Source organism: Aquirufa lenticrescens, assembly GCF_019916085.1.
GTDB lineage: Bacteria > Bacteroidota > Bacteroidia > Cytophagales > Spirosomataceae > Aquirufa > Aquirufa lenticrescens.
In genome coordinates this window covers 340651-356405 of record NZ_CP049834.1, presented here as the reverse complement: position 1 = coordinate 356405, position 15755 = coordinate 340651, and the positions used below count along the sequence as shown (strand labels likewise).

General features: G+C 43.7%; 16 protein-coding genes. 5 read left to right on the top strand and 11 right to left on the bottom strand.

Annotated elements, in window-relative coordinates:
* Nucleotides 1-12 precede the first annotated feature (12 nt).
* The gene (gene purN, locus G9X62_RS01680) at nt 13-585 is read left to right on the top strand and encodes a phosphoribosylglycinamide formyltransferase (protein ID WP_223131087.1); all 573 of its coding nucleotides are present in this window, start codon (nt 13-15) and stop codon (nt 583-585) included.
* On the opposite strand, the gene G9X62_RS01675 is transcribed toward purN, so the two are convergent.
* The 7 genes from G9X62_RS01675 to carB form a co-directional block, all read right to left on the bottom strand.
* Nucleotides 568-1992 carry a TolC family protein gene (locus G9X62_RS01675; protein ID WP_223131086.1) on the bottom strand — a complete coding sequence of 475 codons (1425 nt, stop codon included), beginning with the start codon at nt 1990-1992 and terminating at the stop codon, nt 568-570. The two genes, purN and G9X62_RS01675, sit on opposite strands and share 18 nt — an antisense overlap.
* Nucleotides 1982-5101, bottom strand: coding sequence for an efflux RND transporter permease subunit (locus G9X62_RS01670; protein ID WP_223131085.1), 3120 nt, complete (start codon nt 5099-5101; stop codon nt 1982-1984). The genes G9X62_RS01675 and G9X62_RS01670 overlap by 11 nt, the downstream gene beginning before the upstream one ends.
* A gap of 1 nt (nt 5102) precedes the next feature.
* On the bottom strand, nt 5103-6206 hold the full coding sequence (locus G9X62_RS01665) for an efflux RND transporter periplasmic adaptor subunit (protein WP_223131084.1): 1104 nt from the start codon (nt 6204-6206) through the stop codon (nt 5103-5105).
* Nucleotides 6207-6212: 6 nt separating this feature from the next.
* On the bottom strand, nt 6213-6467 hold the full coding sequence (locus G9X62_RS01660; protein ID WP_223131083.1) for a hypothetical protein: 255 nt from the start codon (nt 6465-6467) through the stop codon (nt 6213-6215).
* Between the two features lie 74 nt (nt 6468-6541).
* Nucleotides 6542-6838, bottom strand: coding sequence for a hypothetical protein (locus G9X62_RS01655; RefSeq protein ID WP_223131082.1), 297 nt, complete (start codon nt 6836-6838; stop codon nt 6542-6544).
* 1 nt (nt 6839) lies between these two features.
* Nucleotides 6840-7091 (bottom strand): hypothetical protein, encoded by a 252-nt coding sequence (locus tag G9X62_RS01650; protein WP_223131081.1) that lies wholly within the window; start codon nt 7089-7091, stop codon nt 6840-6842.
* A 1-nt stretch (nt 7092) separates the two neighbouring features.
* Nucleotides 7093-9927, bottom strand: coding sequence for a carbamoyl-phosphate synthase large subunit (gene carB / locus G9X62_RS01645; RefSeq protein ID WP_223131080.1), 2835 nt, complete (start codon nt 9925-9927; stop codon nt 7093-7095).
* Nucleotides 9928-10102: 175 nt separating this feature from the next.
* On the opposite strand from carB, the gene G9X62_RS01640 reads away from it, so the two are divergent.
* The gene (locus tag G9X62_RS01640) at nt 10103-10591 is read left to right on the top strand and encodes a dihydrofolate reductase (RefSeq protein ID WP_261345533.1); all 489 of its coding nucleotides are present in this window, start codon (nt 10103-10105) and stop codon (nt 10589-10591) included.
* Nucleotides 10588-11007 carry a molybdenum cofactor biosynthesis protein MoaE gene (locus G9X62_RS01635; protein ID WP_223131079.1) on the top strand — a complete coding sequence of 140 codons (420 nt, stop codon included), beginning with the start codon at nt 10588-10590 and terminating at the stop codon, nt 11005-11007. Before G9X62_RS01640 ends, G9X62_RS01635 begins: the two co-directional genes overlap by 4 nt.
* Here the strand turns inward: G9X62_RS01635 and G9X62_RS01630 are convergent.
* On the bottom strand, nt 10990-12030 hold the full coding sequence (locus G9X62_RS01630; protein ID WP_223131078.1) for an acyl transferase: 1041 nt from the start codon (nt 12028-12030) through the stop codon (nt 10990-10992). The genes G9X62_RS01635 and G9X62_RS01630 overlap by 18 nt on opposite strands.
* 70 nt (nt 12031-12100) lie before the next feature.
* On the opposite strand from G9X62_RS01630, the gene G9X62_RS01625 reads away from it, so the two are divergent.
* Nucleotides 12101-12646 carry a hypothetical protein gene (locus G9X62_RS01625; RefSeq protein WP_223131077.1) on the top strand — a complete coding sequence of 182 codons (546 nt, stop codon included), beginning with the start codon at nt 12101-12103 and terminating at the stop codon, nt 12644-12646.
* On the opposite strand, the gene G9X62_RS01620 is transcribed toward G9X62_RS01625, so the two are convergent.
* Complete coding sequence (locus G9X62_RS01620; RefSeq protein WP_223131076.1) at nt 12643-14061, bottom strand: hypothetical protein; 1419 nt, start codon at nt 14059-14061, stop codon at nt 12643-12645. The two genes, G9X62_RS01625 and G9X62_RS01620, sit on opposite strands and share 4 nt — an antisense overlap.
* A 68-nt stretch (nt 14062-14129) precedes the next feature.
* Here G9X62_RS01620 and G9X62_RS01615 point away from each other — a divergent pair, with 68 nt between their 5' ends.
* Nucleotides 14130-14789, top strand: a complete 660-nt coding sequence (locus tag G9X62_RS01615; protein WP_223131075.1) for a phosphatidylserine decarboxylase family protein — start codon at nt 14130-14132, stop codon at nt 14787-14789.
* Here the strand turns inward: G9X62_RS01615 and G9X62_RS01610 are convergent.
* Nucleotides 14786-15277 (bottom strand): GAF domain-containing protein, encoded by a 492-nt coding sequence (locus G9X62_RS01610; protein ID WP_223131074.1) that lies wholly within the window; start codon nt 15275-15277, stop codon nt 14786-14788. The genes G9X62_RS01615 and G9X62_RS01610 overlap by 4 nt on opposite strands.
* A 1-nt stretch (nt 15278) precedes the next feature.
* A complete protein-coding gene (locus tag G9X62_RS01605; RefSeq protein ID WP_223131073.1) occupies nt 15279-15752 on the bottom strand; it encodes a hypothetical protein in 474 nt (157 codons plus the stop codon).
* Nucleotides 15753-15755 lie beyond the last annotated feature (3 nt).

Genomic DNA, 15755 nt, shown 5'->3' with positions numbered 1-15755 from the left:
AATCGATAACCTTTGAAAAATCTCGTCTTATTTGCTTCTGGTTCGGGTTCTAATGCCCAAAAAATCATCGAACATTTCAATGGATCCGATCAGGTTCGCATCACCCATATTTACTGCAATAACCCTACAGCGGGGATTATTCAGCGAGCGGAGCGATTAGGCGTACCATGTCGCGTTTTTGACAGAGAATCCTATAAGAACGGAACGGTGTTAAAAGAAGTTCAATCTTTACGGACGGATTGGATCATATTAGCCGGCTTCTTGTGGCTAATTCCGAGTGATTTCGTGAAGGCATTCCCACAAAGAATCGTGAATATTCACCCGGCCTTGTTGCCTAAATTTGGCGGGAAAGGTATGTATGGCCATTTTGTACACGAGGCGGTGGTGGCTGCAGGTGAAAAAGAATCAGGGATTACCATTCACTATGTGAATGAGCATTATGATGAAGGTGCGACCATCTTCCAGAGTTCGTTCCCCGTTTTACCGAGTGATACTCCAGAAGATGTCGCTAAAAAAGGCCAGGTATTAGAGCACCGGGATTTCCCTAAGGTGATCGAATCAATCGTTTTACCAGCCTCCTCCTAACACGCGGTATAGATTAATGGCCCGCATCCATTGATTTCGAGAAATTTCCAAGAGCTCTAACTCCGAGCGCAAGGCATTTTGTTGTGCTGTTAACACCTCTAAATAGCTCGCATTTGCGGTTAAAAAGAGCGTACCCACCGTATTGATGGCCCCTTTCGTTAAGAGCACCTCCCGTTGTTTTAGCTGCTGCTGTTTTTGTAAATAGGCCAAAGACCGAACTTGCGTATCCCATTCTAAATAGCCTTTCACTAGCGCATTTTGATAGGCAATATCTTGCCATTTCCATTGGGATTCAGATCGCAGCATCTCTGCCGTTATCGCCGAGCGATTTAACCAAGGCGTCGTAATTCCGCCTAACAATTGATAGGCCATCGAAGCAGGTAATTGAAATAAATAAGCCGGCTGAAATCCTTGTACCCCTAAAATCCCCGATAATACAATCGAAGGTTTTAAGGCCAAAGAAGCACTTTCCTTCGTCTCAAACGCCGCCATCAAATTCAATTTAGCTTGTTTGATGTCTGGTCTGCGCTCTAGCTGATCTATTTGTATATGGGCAAATAGACTGCTATCCAGCGCACATTGGAAAGGGAATTTAGAGCGATGAATGGGGGTATTCGGTTTATTTAACAACAGGCGAATTTCATTCTCCAAGCTTGTGATTTGCTGCAACACATCTCCTTCCTGAGCCCGCGAATTTAACCACTGTGCTTCTAGTTGTTGCACCGCGGACTCATTCACCGCACCCGCTTCTTTCTGCACTTGGACTAATTCGAAGGCTTTACGCTGGATTTCAATATTATTTTTAAGAATATCGAGCTCTTTATCTAAGGCAATTAACTGACCATAAGCACCAGCCACTTCTGCGACTAGCGAAGTAATCAGCCATTGCTGACCCGACTCGGTGGCTAAATAACGGAGGGCACTGGCCTTTTTTCGTTTGGCTAACTTACCCCAAATATCTAACTCCCAAGCCGTTTGCACGCCTATTTGCAGATCTGGCAAGTGCTCTGGAATAATCTGATCCCGGGTAATATTGGTAGAGAACTGCGTATCGTAATTCCCCACGCCATCCATCGTATATTTTCCAAAACGCCTCAAACTAGGCTGAATCAATCCGCTGACAGTCGGTTTGCGCAGACCTCTTTGATAGCCAAATTCTGACTTCGCCATCGCCACCTGCAAAAAGCCCATTTTAATGTCATTGCTGCGAACTAAAACGGAATCAATCAACTGAACTAACAGCGTATCTCGCTTCCAACATTCCTGTACATCTGACACAGACGTTTGCGAATCAGTGCTTCGATACGTCTCTAATTCTGCATTTATCTTACGCTGCTCACGCATGAGTCCATTCGTGCACGAAGCTAATGCCAGCCATAAACCGACGATATATATCCTATTTTTCATTTTTAGACAATTTAGCCGAGAGGGATGCGAACACCACATACAATCCCGGAATGACCAATAAACCTCCTACCGTACCTAAAATCATCCCCCCAGCGGATGCGGTTCCAATCGTCCGGTTTCCAATGGCACCTGCACCTGAGGCAATCATCAACGGAATTAATCCGGCCACAAAAGCAAAGGAGGTCATTAAAATGGGACGCAAGCGAGAGAAGGCCCCCTCTTTCGCGGCCTCAATAATGGAAGCGCCTTCCTTCTGTTTGGCAATCGCAAACTCCACAATCAGGATGGCGTTCTTACCTAGTAAACCGATTAACATCACCAGCGCTACTTGTGCGTAGATGTTATTTTGTAGGCCAAATAGATACAGGAACGCATAAGTTCCCATCGCACCCATGGGTAAGAAAAGTAAAACAGGGAACGGCAATAGGAAGGATTCGTATTGTGCGGCTAGCAATAAATAAACGAATAGTAGGCAAATGGCGAAAATGAAAATAGCCTGATTTCCTGCCAAATCCTCCTCACGCGTCATCCCCGACCACTCCAGCGTATAGCCGCGCGGTAAGCTTTTCATGGCCTCTGCCCGAATAATATCCAACACAGCTCCCGAGCTAAATCCAGGTGCCGGTTCGCCGTTCACCATCGCTGAGGTAAACATGTTGTAGCGGGTGAATTGCTCTGGGCCATATACGCGCTTCATCTTCACGAAAGAAGAATAAGGGACCATTTCGCCCGCTTTGTTTTTCGCATAAAACTTCAGCACATCATCCGGATGCGCGCGGTAACGCGGATCCACTTGGACCATCACTTTGTACATTTGACCAAAGCGAATGAAGTTCGTCGCATAGAAACTACCCAGCAGCGTTTGCAGATTATCCATGGCGGGGAGAACATTCACCCCTTTTTGGGCAGCAGCCTCCTGATCCACTTCTAACATATACTGCGGGAAACTAGGGTCGAAACTGGAGAAGGTGTTTTGAATCTCTGGAGTTTCGTTGAGTTTTTTGGCAAAATCATTCGAGACCGCGGCTAACTTTTGTAGATCCCCGGAGCCACTGCGATCTTGAATTCTAAACTCAAAACCTGAAGCATTACCGAAACCAGGAACGGCCGGCGGAGGAAAAAACTGGATACTTGCGTCCTTAATTCCGTTTGTCTTTTTTCGAATAATCTCCGTTAATTCATCCACTGTTTCGGTGCGTTCCTCCCAAGGCTTCAACGTAATAATACCCGTACCATACGAGGCACCTGATCCATCGGTCAATAAACTAAATCCGGCTAAAGTAGAAAAGGACTCAATCGCATCTACTCCTTTGATGGATTTAAATACCTGATCCATCACACTTTCCGTCCGCTCTAAAGTAGCTCCGGCGGGTGTTGTTGCGTTTACATAAAGGGTTCCTTGATCCTCTGAAGGAATAAATCCACTGGGAACAATCCCCGATAGAACGACGGTTCCCACTACTGATCCCAACAAAATCAACCACATGACCAATCGTTTACTGATCAAAGCTCCCACCCATAGGAGGTATTTTTGAGCGATTTGATCGTAGCGGTGATTGAAGGCATGGAAGAATTTCCCAAGTACGTTGTTTTGATTGTGCTCTGGCTTTTTCAATAACAATACGCATAGCGCCGGAGTCAAAGTTAAAGCAGTTAAGCCGGATAAGGCAATCGAAATGGCCATCGTGACCGAGAACTGCCGGAAGAAAACACCAATAGGTCCGGAAAGGAATGCCACCGGCACAAACACCGCACCCATCACGAGCGTAATCGCTAAAATTGCGCCTGAAATCTCGTGCATTGCCTCCTGCGTTGCGGCGAGAACGGGCATATCTTTCTCCTCCATTTTGGCATGAACCGCCTCCACGACCACAATCGCATTATCAACCACAATACCGATGGCTAAAACCAAAGAGAAAAGGGTCAATAGGTTGATGGAGAAGCCAAAGGCTAACATAAACATGAACGTTCCTACTAAAGAAACCGGCACCGCAATAATCGGAACTAAAGTCGCGCGCCAATCTTGTAAGAAAATAAATACCACAAGGGCTACTAATAAAAAAGCTTCCAATAAAGTCTTAATCACCTCGTGAATCGAAGCGTCTAAGAAACGGGAAACATCATAGGAAATCGTGAAACCCATGCCCGGAGGAAAGGTTGTCGTTTTCAATTCCGCTAAGCGTTTCTTTACATTCTCAATCACCTCCGCGGCATTCGAACCTGGTCGTTGCTTTAATAAAATCGCAGCGGACGGTCGGCCATTTTCTTTGGAAAGCACATCGTAATCCAATGACCCAAATTCCACATCTGCTACATCTTTTAATCGCAATATCTGACCTGTCTCGGTGGCCTTGATCACTAAGTTTTCATACTCGGCTACCTGGGTAAACTTTCCCGTATAACGCATCACATACTGCAATGCTTGCGGATGCTTTCCTGAACTTTCCCCTATTTTTCCTGGAGCTGCCTCCACGTTTTGATTGCGCAAAGCCTGAATGACATCTTCCGCAGAGAGTTTATAGGCAAACAAGCGATCTGGATGTAACCAAATACGCATCGCATATTCTCTTTGTCCCATGATATCCGCAAAACCGACTCCGTCAATACGCTTTAACTCAGGGAGCACGTTGATATCCGCAAAATTGTAGATGAACTTCTCGTCGATATCAGAATCCTCACTCAAGAGGTTTACATAGAGCAACATACTGTTTACCTCTTTCTCTGTAATTACCCCGGCTTTAATCACCTCTTCCGGTAACTCATCTAACACGGTTTGAACACGGGTTTGGACGTTCACTGCGGCCACATCGGGATCCGTTCCTACCTCAAAATACACTTGAATAATACTGGTTCCGTCGTTTCCTGAAACAGATGTCATATAGGTCATTCCGGCTACCCCGTTGATAGCCCGCTCGAGCGGCGTCACTACGGCTTTGGCACAAACCTCTGCATTTGCACCGGTATATTTCGTGGTCACCGTTACAGCCGGAGGAACGATATCAGGGAATTGCGTAATGGGCAATTGCTTCATAGCAATGACCCCTAAAATCACGATAAAGATCGATACAACGATCGACAATACCGGTCGGGTAATGAATTGTTGTACCATATTACAAGGCTTTATAATCCGTTAATAATTGACGCATAGGCTTGAAGGTCGACTTGATTTTCTGACCTTGTTTCACCAGCTGAATCCCTTCAATCAAGACGGTGTCTTTCGCTGAAAATCCATTTTTAACTAAATAGAAATGAGGAATGCGTAAGTCCGGCACAATGCTTTTCATCTTGACCGTACCAGAAGCGTCTTTCACAAACACATAACTTTTTTCTTGAATCTCAAAAACGGATTTTTGGGGAATCGCCCAATAGCCAGACACTTTTTTAGGCAATTGCACCTTGCCTGAGGCCCCGTGTCGAAGTAGCTTATCTGGGTTTACAAAGCGTGCACGGAACGCAATATTTCCCGTGTTCTTATCAAATTCTCCTTCAATCGTTTCCACCACACCCTTTTGCGGATAGGTTTCCCCATTGGCTAAAACGAGATCCACGCTGGCAGATTTATTCACCCCATCTTGTTCACTAAAGGCTAGGTATTCCTGTTCCGATACATTGAAATAAGCATACACGTTTCTATTATCTGATAGTGTTGTTAACAAAGTTCCTTCGTCCACTAAACTTCCGCGCTTGAATGGTAATCGGTCTACAATTCCATCAAAAGGAGCCCGTATATTCGAGTGCTCCACTTTTAATACGGCCGCCCGAACATGGGCTAAAGCCTCTTCGCGTTTCGCCTTTAAACCATCTACTTTCGCCAGTGAAATGGCTAGCTGGTTTTTAGAAATCACATTTTTATCTACCAGTAAGCGCGTATTGACAAGGGTTAATTCCTCCGCTTTTAATTCGGCTGACGCTTGACTTAATACGGCTTTCGCCCGGGCTAAATCAGCGACATATTCCTGGCTATTGATGGTAAACATCACCTGTCCGCCCTTTACTTGCTTACCCTCATCCACTAAAATTCGGTCTAAATAACCCTTCACTCGGGCGCGAATCTCTACATTTTGGACGGCATGAATGTCCGCCACAAATTCTTGATGAATCATCGTATCTAATGAAATGGGGGAGGAAACTTCAAGCGTTTGCACCTCGACAAAGTCCTCTTTTTTAGCCGTACAGGCGGTTAAAAGCAGTAATCCAACAACGTATTTTCTCATATCTACTTAGTTTGGTCTTCCTTTATGTTGTTTGTAGGAAGACGGTTTCGTTTTAAAAGTATCCACCCAGTCAATGTTGGGTTTATTAATTTGGTATTTAGGGGTTTGAAAAGGCGATGTCTGTTCCTTAACTTCCACGCGTTTTTCGATTTTAACACTCTCTTTTAAAGTCCTGTTTATCTGGTTTTTATAGTGCTTAGTTTGAGCCATTCCGACAAAAACGAGATAGACAAACATAGACGCATAGGCGTATATTTTCATACCGTTCAGTTGTATGCTGTTTAGGCATACGTTACAAGAAGATTTTATGATTTTGTTTCAATAAGGCACGCGTATTACGCTATGCGGGGAGGGGGACTCACTTGCTCTAAGAGCACATTAAGGGCGGATTGGCTGTAGTGATCATGAATGGATCTATCAGCTAAACTATCGTTGTGATTTTGGTTTAGTTGTAGGCCAAAATCTTCACTAGCAAAAAAATCATCCGATCCATCTTCTTCCAAAGAATCCTCGAATGACATCTCTACTGAAATAGAACTCTTTTCACACAACACATCAAGTGCTAAAGAAAGGCCATCTTTCGTTAACAAACAAAAAACCAGCAAGAAATAAACCAGTATTCCTCTAATCATTTCAATCCTTGATTTCCTCGTAGGGAACATAATCACCCCCTACGTCATCGGTTTTAGTTTTCGTCTTAGGTGGCACAAAGTCCACATCAATGCTGCCTTCTTTTCGCGCTTTCGAAGCAGCCTGCTTCGAGCGAATTTCTTGCTCTGACATCTTCTTGTGCACCTGTGTAATGACGTAGCCTTTCATCAAAAAACGAAGTAAGGGCATCACCACATACACCATAACCAAGATGATCGCAATAAGTTTTAACATTTTATCTACTTAGATATAAGTTTCTTTCACCATAAACTTTGCGGAAGAAATCGTCTTTCAAATCATCGATGAAATAGATTGCCTCACCTGTTGACTTCATTTCTGGCCCTAATTCCATGTTTACGTTCGGGAATTTAGAGAAAGAGAATACCGGAATTTTGATAGCAAATCCTTTTTTCACCGGCTTGAAATTGAAATCTTTCACTTTCTTGTCCCCTAACATTACTTTCGTTGCGTAGTTCACGTAAGGCTCTTGGTAAGCCTTGCAAATGAATGGAACGGTACGAGAAGCACGAGGGTTCGCTTCGATGATGTACACCACTTCGTCTTTCACGGCGAACTGGATATTTAATAGACCTTTGGTCTTCAACGCCACCGCAATTTTACGCGTGTGATCTTCGATTTGCTTCATCACATTCTCCGATAAATCGAATGGAGGCAAGACCGAGTGAGAATCTCCTGAGTGAATCCCCGCTGGCTCGATGTGCTCCATCATTCCGATGATGTATACATCCTCACCGTCGCAGATCGCATCTGCCTCTGCTTCGATCGCATTCTCTAAGAAGTGATCTAATAAAATTTTATTTCCTGGAATATCACGTAAGATATCCACCACGTGTTGCTCTAATTCTTGTTCGTTGATGACAATTTTCATCGATTGACCACCTAATACATACGATGGACGAACTAATAATGGGTATCCTAACTCGCGACCTAATGCCACCGCATTGTCCGCATCTTCACATACTCCGAACTTAGGGTATGGAATATCTAAATCTTTCAACAAGCTTGAGAACGCACCGCGATCTTCCGCTAAATCCAAGGCTTCAAACGAAGTTCCTAAGATCTTGATACCGTATTTCGAAAGCTTCTCAGCTAATTTCAAGGCTGTTTGGCCTCCTAATTGCACAATAACACCTTCTGGCTTTTCGTGTTGAATAATATCGTATACGTGCTCCCAGAATACCGGTTCAAAGTATAATTTATCAGCAATGTCAAAGTCCGTCGAAACCGTCTCTGGATTCGAGTTGATCATAATCGTCTCGTAACCCGCTTCTTTCGCGGCTAAAACGCCGTGCACACAGGAGTAGTCAAACTCAATTCCTTGACCAATACGATTAGGGCCTGAACCTAAAACGACTACTTTTTTACGTCCTGAAGACACTGATTCGTTATCTAACACAGCCGATGCTCCTTCTTGACCGAAAGTCGAATAATAGTACGGAGTCTTTGCTTCAAATTCTGCCGCACAGGTATCCACGCATTTGTAGATACGCTTGATGCCTACCGCGTTACGCTTGTCGTATACTTCAGATTCTAAACAACGAAGTGTATGAGCGATTTGTCGATCTGCGAAACCTTTGTGCTTCGCTTCCTCTAATAAAATCGTAGGGATATTGTGGATCGAGTATTTCTCCATCTCCTTTTCCACACGCACTAGATCTTCGATTTGGTTCAAGAACCATTTGTTGATCTTCGTTAATTGCTGAATCGTTTTGAACGAAATGCCCATTTTGAAGGCATCATAGATATGGAATAAACGGTTCCAAGATGGATTCGCAAGCGAATGCATAATTGCATCTTGATCGCGTAATTCTTTTCCATCCGCACCCATACCGTTACGCTTGATCTCTAGCGATTGACACGCTTTTTGTAAGGCTTCTTGGAAATTACGGCCGATACCCATCGTTTCACCTACGGATTTCATTTGCAATCCAAGGGTGCGATCTGCCCCTTTGAATTTGTCAAAATTCCAACGTGGCACTTTCACAATCACATAGTCTAATGCCGGCTCGAAATAAGCAGATGTTGTACCCGTGATCGCATTCGTTAATTCATCTAAATTATAACCAATCGCCATTTTCGCAGCGATCTTGGCAATCGGATATCCCGTTGCTTTAGAGGCCAAAGCCGAAGAGCGAGACACCCGTGGGTTAATCTCAATTGCGATAATTTCATCTGTTTCCGGATTCAACGAGAACTGAACATTACATCCACCCGCAAACTGACCGATAGCGTTCATCATCTTGATGGCCATATCGCGCATGCGTTGGTAGATCGTGTCAGGAAGCGTCATCGCTGGCGCTACGGTGATTGAATCACCTGTGTGAATACCCATCGGATCGAAGTTTTCGATCGAACAGATAATGATCACGTTGCCTAAATTATCGCGTAAAAGTTCTAATTCATATTCTTGCCAACCCATGATGGATTGCTCCACTAACACTTCGTGCGTAGGAGAAGCATGCAAACCTTTGTTCAAGGCTGCATCAAAATCTTTAGGATCGTGCACGAAACCACCACCCGTTCCTCCTAAGGTAAACGATGGGCGAATAACCAACGGAAATCCCGTTTCTTGTGCAATCTCTTTTCCTTCCAGGAACGAACGAGCCGTACGTCCTTTACACACACCCACCCCGATTTCTAACATCTTCAAACGGAATTTCTCGCGATCTTCCGTCGTTTCGATGGCTTTGATATCCACCCCGATGATGCGCACACCGTATTTGGCCCAAATTCCAGCCGCATCACAATCAATCGCTAAGTTCAAGGCTGTTTGACCTCCCATGGTAGGTAAAACGGCATCAATTTTGTGATTTTCTAAAATGTGAATAATCGATGCTTTCTCTAAAGGCTTCAAATACACGTGATCCGCGTTCATCGGATCGGTCATAATCGTCGCTGGATTCGAGTTAATCAAGATCACCTCGATGCCTTCTTCCCTCAGGGAACGAGCGGCTTGAGAACCAGAGTAGTCGAATTCACAAGCTTGACCGATCACAATAGGACCAGAACCAATAATTAGGACGGATTTAATCGAAGAATCTTTAGGCACAGGGGGTATAAATTAAATTCTGAATGGATATGTGTTTTTTGGGCTGCTTGGTTAAGCTCCAAAATTGTGCAAAGTTAGCGTTTTAAGGTCGATTTGCAAAATAAAAAATAGACTTTCGTTAAGGTTCGGCAGAACCCAAAAATTCCCTTATTTTTGACAACAAATTGTAGAAATCGTGATAAAAATACTCGTTGCTTTTGATGAAAACCGGGTCATTGGAAAAAACAATGAACTGATTTGGCATTTGCCGGCGGATCTGAAAAGATTCAAGGCCTTAACCACGGGTCACGTGATTATCATGGGACGCAAAACCTATGACTCCATCGGCAAACCGCTTCCTAATCGAACTACAATTGTTATTTCGCGCACACCTGGCTTACAAATCGAGGGCGTTATCTGCACGACTTCCATCGAAGAGGCCATCTTGAAGGCAAAATCACTCAGTCGTGAAGATATTTTCATCGTGGGAGGTGCAGAAATTTATGCCCTTTCTCTAGCGGTAGCGGATCAAATTTTGGTCACTCAACTGCACGATATTTTTGAGGGAGACGCCTTTTTCCCAGAGATTCCGGCAGATCAATGGACTGTCACCGAAAAAGAACGCGGGGTGACCGACGAGAAAAACACCTACCAATACAGTTATTTGACCTACAGTAGAAAATGATCCACAAAATCGACTTGAGCGCTGAGGCGATTTCGATCGACCCTTACTACCAATTCTTGCAGGATCCGGTGGCAGGTGGCATTTGTCTGTTTATAGGAACCATTAGAAATAAGAATCAAGGAAAAGAGGTCAAAGCATTGACGATGGAGGCCTACCCTCCCATGGCCTTGAAACAGATCGAATTGTTGTGTGATCAAGCGGCTGAAAAATGGCCCATCGAGCGAATAGCTTTAGTCCACAGAATGGGTCCATTGGAAATCGGAGATATTGCCGTATTGATCGGAGTGACTTCGGTGCACCGAGCAGAAGCCTTCAAGGCCTGCGAATGGTTGATTGATACCTTGAAAAAGGAAGTGCCTATTTGGAAAAATGAATTCTACGAAGACGGCTCATCGTGGCTAGTTCCCCATCCCTGAGACCATTAGGCTGCAACCGCGCATTTCGGAATTATCGAAGCGGCCTAATACTTTAAATTGAATACCATCGTCTTCTAAGGAGCCTAAATCCCTTGTTTCGATGAAGGAACAGGAATCTATATTGCCTAAATCAGCCACTTTAATCCCCCCCGTTTTATGCGGCTGCGTCACTAAAGCAAACGGATCGCCCACCTCCCGCAAACAAACCCGCATCGTATAAGCTGGGGTAAAAATACCCTGAGATTTCGCATAGCCCTGCGAAAATAACTCCGTCATTCCGTATTCAGAAGCGATCGAATCCAGTCCCATCTTTTCTTGTAAATAGGCATGCACCTTATCCCGAATCCACTCTTCGCGGCGACCTTTCATTCCGCCCGTCTCCATCACAATCAAACGATCCTTGTGCTCTCGTAAAAAAGACAAATCAATCCCTGAATCCACTAAATCCAACAAACCAAAAGTCACACCCATCAGCCACACTTTCTTATCCGTCGCTAAAGCTTTCCGCAAAGCTTGCACCAGCTCCTCGTACTGATTCAAATAAAAACCAGACAATTCAGACCCCGATGCTTTGATGAAATGATCCATCATAAAGACCAACGAGGAAGTAGAGCGCTCTAAATAAGACGGCAATAAGGCAAAAATATGATACTCACCGAGTGAGCCATATTCCCGTTCAAAGGCAATTTTGGAAATTTCTTGGTAGAATCCGGGATCGCAAACAGGGTGTTTGGAGGGGATTTGACCAGTTGTTCCGGAACTTTCAAAAGAGAATAAAACGGGTTGTGACCCTGTTAATACCTGGTGATTTTTAAATAGCTCAATGGGTAAAAAGGGAATCTGAGTCCAATGATCTATCTTCTCTGGCAAAATACCAGAAAGCTGAACATATTGCTGATAGAGCGGATTATTCGCGGACTGAAAACGAAACACATCCAAAGCAAGCTCATCAAAATCAGCTGCCTGCATGTGCAAGACCCGACTTTTTAAACTCTCCCTTTCCTGTGCGATCGTTTGATCCATTTGATTTTTACTGATGTAGCGCAAAATTAACGCAAATCATTAACTTTACTGTTGAAAATTGAATGAATCAATGCGGAAATTAATCGGAATTGTAGCGGTCGTATTATTAGGTTTGGGTGCTTGTGTACAAGAACCCAGCTTTAGCTCAACGCCTGCAATTTCATTTAAGTCGATTCAAAAGATCACGAAAACGAGTAACGACGGTTTTGGGGGAACGGCGAAAATCGATTCCGTCATTATGAGCATTAACTTTCAAGATGCCGAAGGGGACCTAGGGCTAACGGAAGCTCAATTAAAATCAGATGTAAAATATAAGGATTTTCGCAATTTCGAAGTGGCGGTCATGTTGCAAAAGAATGGCGTCTTTATTCCTATTACCTTTACACCGGCGCTGGGCGGTTTGATGAATTTTAACTTCAAACCGAATCAAAAATCTGGGCCCATTGAAGGTAGCATTGATTATTCTACCCAATTCGTGTACGCTTTCTATAAAGGCTACAGCCCGCAGTTTACGGCGAAAAATGACACGTTGAAGTTTAAAATTTTCATCCGAGACAATGCTTTCAATAAAAGCAATACCATCGAAACGGATCCCATCATCATCTTTAAGGACTAGAGCGATTTCAGCCTTTGGTAGATTCCGGGCTGCAGACGGTAGGTAAACATCCGTTGATCCCGCTCATCGAGTTGTACATCCAAAATTTCTTGATCTACAAAAAGTAATCCAAGCGTTTTAGTGAAATTCTCTATCAATTTCGCTCTAAACTGACGCTGCGATTCTGGAGAACTTTTGTGTTTGCCAAAGAAGGCAATAATCTGATGGCCATTGACAAATCCTTGCTCGTAGTTCAAAAGCAAGAAATCCAAGAACAATCGTTCGTTTGCCCCTAGCATAAAGCGAATCGATTTCTTTAGTTTATTACGTTGGTAGCGACGATAGAATTGTATGCCTAACAAAAGAAACAACAAGGATACGATTGAGATCAAGGCGACCGAAAACTTTTCATACCAAGGACTTTCATCCAACGTCCCTATATAGGAAGATTCGCGCAGCACTTGACTAATGAGCAAATGAGAAAAGTCCATTTCATTATTCATTTTTCGCTCAATCGGGCTCGCCCACAAGATGCTATCGCCCTTCACATGCATGTAATTTTCGGTTTCATCTCCACCATGGGAATTTAAATACACCCGGTGTGGATTAGTCCATTGGTAGACTTTGAAATTATCCTCTATATCGATCAACAGCATCGTATCATAGGCATATTCTGCATTGGGTTTATCAGGAATAATAAAATACCTCCCGGTAAATAAGTAGTGCTTCACCGCTTTAGTCATCAGATAATCACGTACTTCTTGCAACTTAACCTCTCCTATGCGCGTGAATTTTTTAGTAAAGAAATCAAATTCATACATGCCAAAATCTCGATTAAAGGCATTTTTTTGCTCTGTATCATTTATGGTTACGGTACTCAGCACATAAAATCGATCCTTCTTTACTGAATAACCAAATAATCCATCAAAAATTGAACTAGGAACATCGCCTTCTGCCGCGATAGACAACCATTCACGTCCAATAAAATCGTATTTGGTCAATATATTTGTCGTCCTATAAAACCCATAACCACCAAAAGAGTACAATTCATCCCCCCGCATGAACATACTATTCTTGCAATTCGCACCACGGAAAAATGTTTGATCCAAGCGCTTTAACGTCCAGGTAGACTTATTCAATTCATAAACCTGACCAGTACAATGAATCGTTAAGTAATAGGTATTGCCTTTATTTATTTGGAATTCATTAACACCTTCCGATGTCGGGTTAATATCCCTAAAATCAACATCAATCGTCTGTAAGGTATCTAAAAGCTTCCAGCCATGTTCTGGTCGGAAACGCGAAATTTCGTGGGAATTGACATTCAGTCGCAAAAAACTCGACGCATTTTCCTCTTGCCATTTAATAAACTGAGCCTGCGCTGTAAAGCCGATTAGGAGAACAAACAGAAGTAACAGACTCGCTTTTTTTAGCATATAATTGTGGTTGCGTCCCCAAAAATAACTAATTTTGTAAATTAACAAGGTTATTTAGCATTCAACGCATGACATTACATAGAGAAGGACGGACCCTATTACTTACATCATTACTCATCGTATTAGGTATTAATGGCCTGTTTGCGTATTTCTTCCCTGAAAATGTTTATTTGAGAGAGAGTATCGTAGTAATCACCTCCTTGTTTTATTTGATTATCCTACAGTTTTTCCGTGTTCCTAAGCGACAAACAGTGCTTGACCCTAAAAACATCATCGCGCCAGCAGACGGCAAGGTAGTGGTGATCGAGGAAACGGTCGAAACAGAATATTTCAAAGGTCCACGTCGCCAGGTTTCGATCTTTATGTCGCCCATCAACGTACACGTAAACTTCAACCCGATTTCGGGCATTGTATCTTATTTCAAATACCACCCAGGTAAATTCCTGGTAGCTTGGCACCCGAAATCTAGCACCGAAAACGAGCGCACTACCTACGTAGTAAAGCACGAAAACGGTACAGAAATCTTATTCCGCCAGATTGCAGGTGCTTTAGCAAAACGTATTTGTTGGTATGCGAAAGAAGGGGATGCAGTTGTTCAAGGAACGGAGTTTGGCTTTATTAAATTCGGTAGCCGCATCGATATATACTTGCCATTAGACGCAGAGATCTGTGTAAACATCGACGACAAACCCGTAGGTGGAGAAACGGTGATTGCTAGATTAGCCTAGACCCAAGAAGTCCAAGACTCCTCAATTAGTTCAATAATTTTTTCTAGACCTTGCTGATCCACTTCAGAGAAGTCCGCTAATTGATTTGAATCCAGATCAAATACGAGGACGACTTCGCCATTTACGATGGCAGGCAAAACAATCTCTGACTTCGAAGCAGAAGCACAGGCAATGTGTCCTGGAAATGCTTCTACATCCGGCACTAAAACTGTTTCTTTTGTGGTATACGCATGGCCGCAAACTCCCTTGTGGAATGGAATACGGGTACAAGCCACTGGACCCTGAAATGGCCCTAAGACTAATTGATTTTCTTTCGTTAAGTAGAATCCCACCCAGAAAAAGCCGAATACCTCGTGTACCGCCGCCGCGATATTGGCTAAGTTTGCGTATTTGTCTGTTTCTCCGGCTAGGAGTGATTGAATTTGGGGATATAAAGAGGCGTATTTTTCTGCTCTCGTCCCCTCGATTTTTACTAGATCCTCTGCCATCTTATGCGAAATAACGTTGTAACCAAGTGGTGTTTGCTTGTTGTAGCCAACCCGCGCGGTAAGCGCCTAATGATTCCGTTTGGAGTGGAATAATATGCGTGGATGGCGTCAGTAGTGGATTGTTTTTCAACGCTGTCAACGGAATCAACGTAAGTTCTTCGCCTTCTACCACAGCGGTGCTGCGATCAAAGAAGTCGATTCCTAAGTTTGCTCCCATCTCCTTGAACCAACGCGTGGACGCATCGATAGAACAGCCAGAAGCTGCATTCACCGTTTCATCCACCGCGATGACAATCACTTGTTGAAAGCGAATCTCGAAAGAAGCGTTCAGTCCAGCTCCGTGCGCCGCCCATTGGGTTAAGGCGGGAGCTAAATAGTCCTGAATGGCTTGGGTCTCTGACGCAGTAAAAGGTCGGTTCGCCTGATAAACCCATACGCGGGAATGATCAGGCATTTGTTCAATGGGTAAATACATATA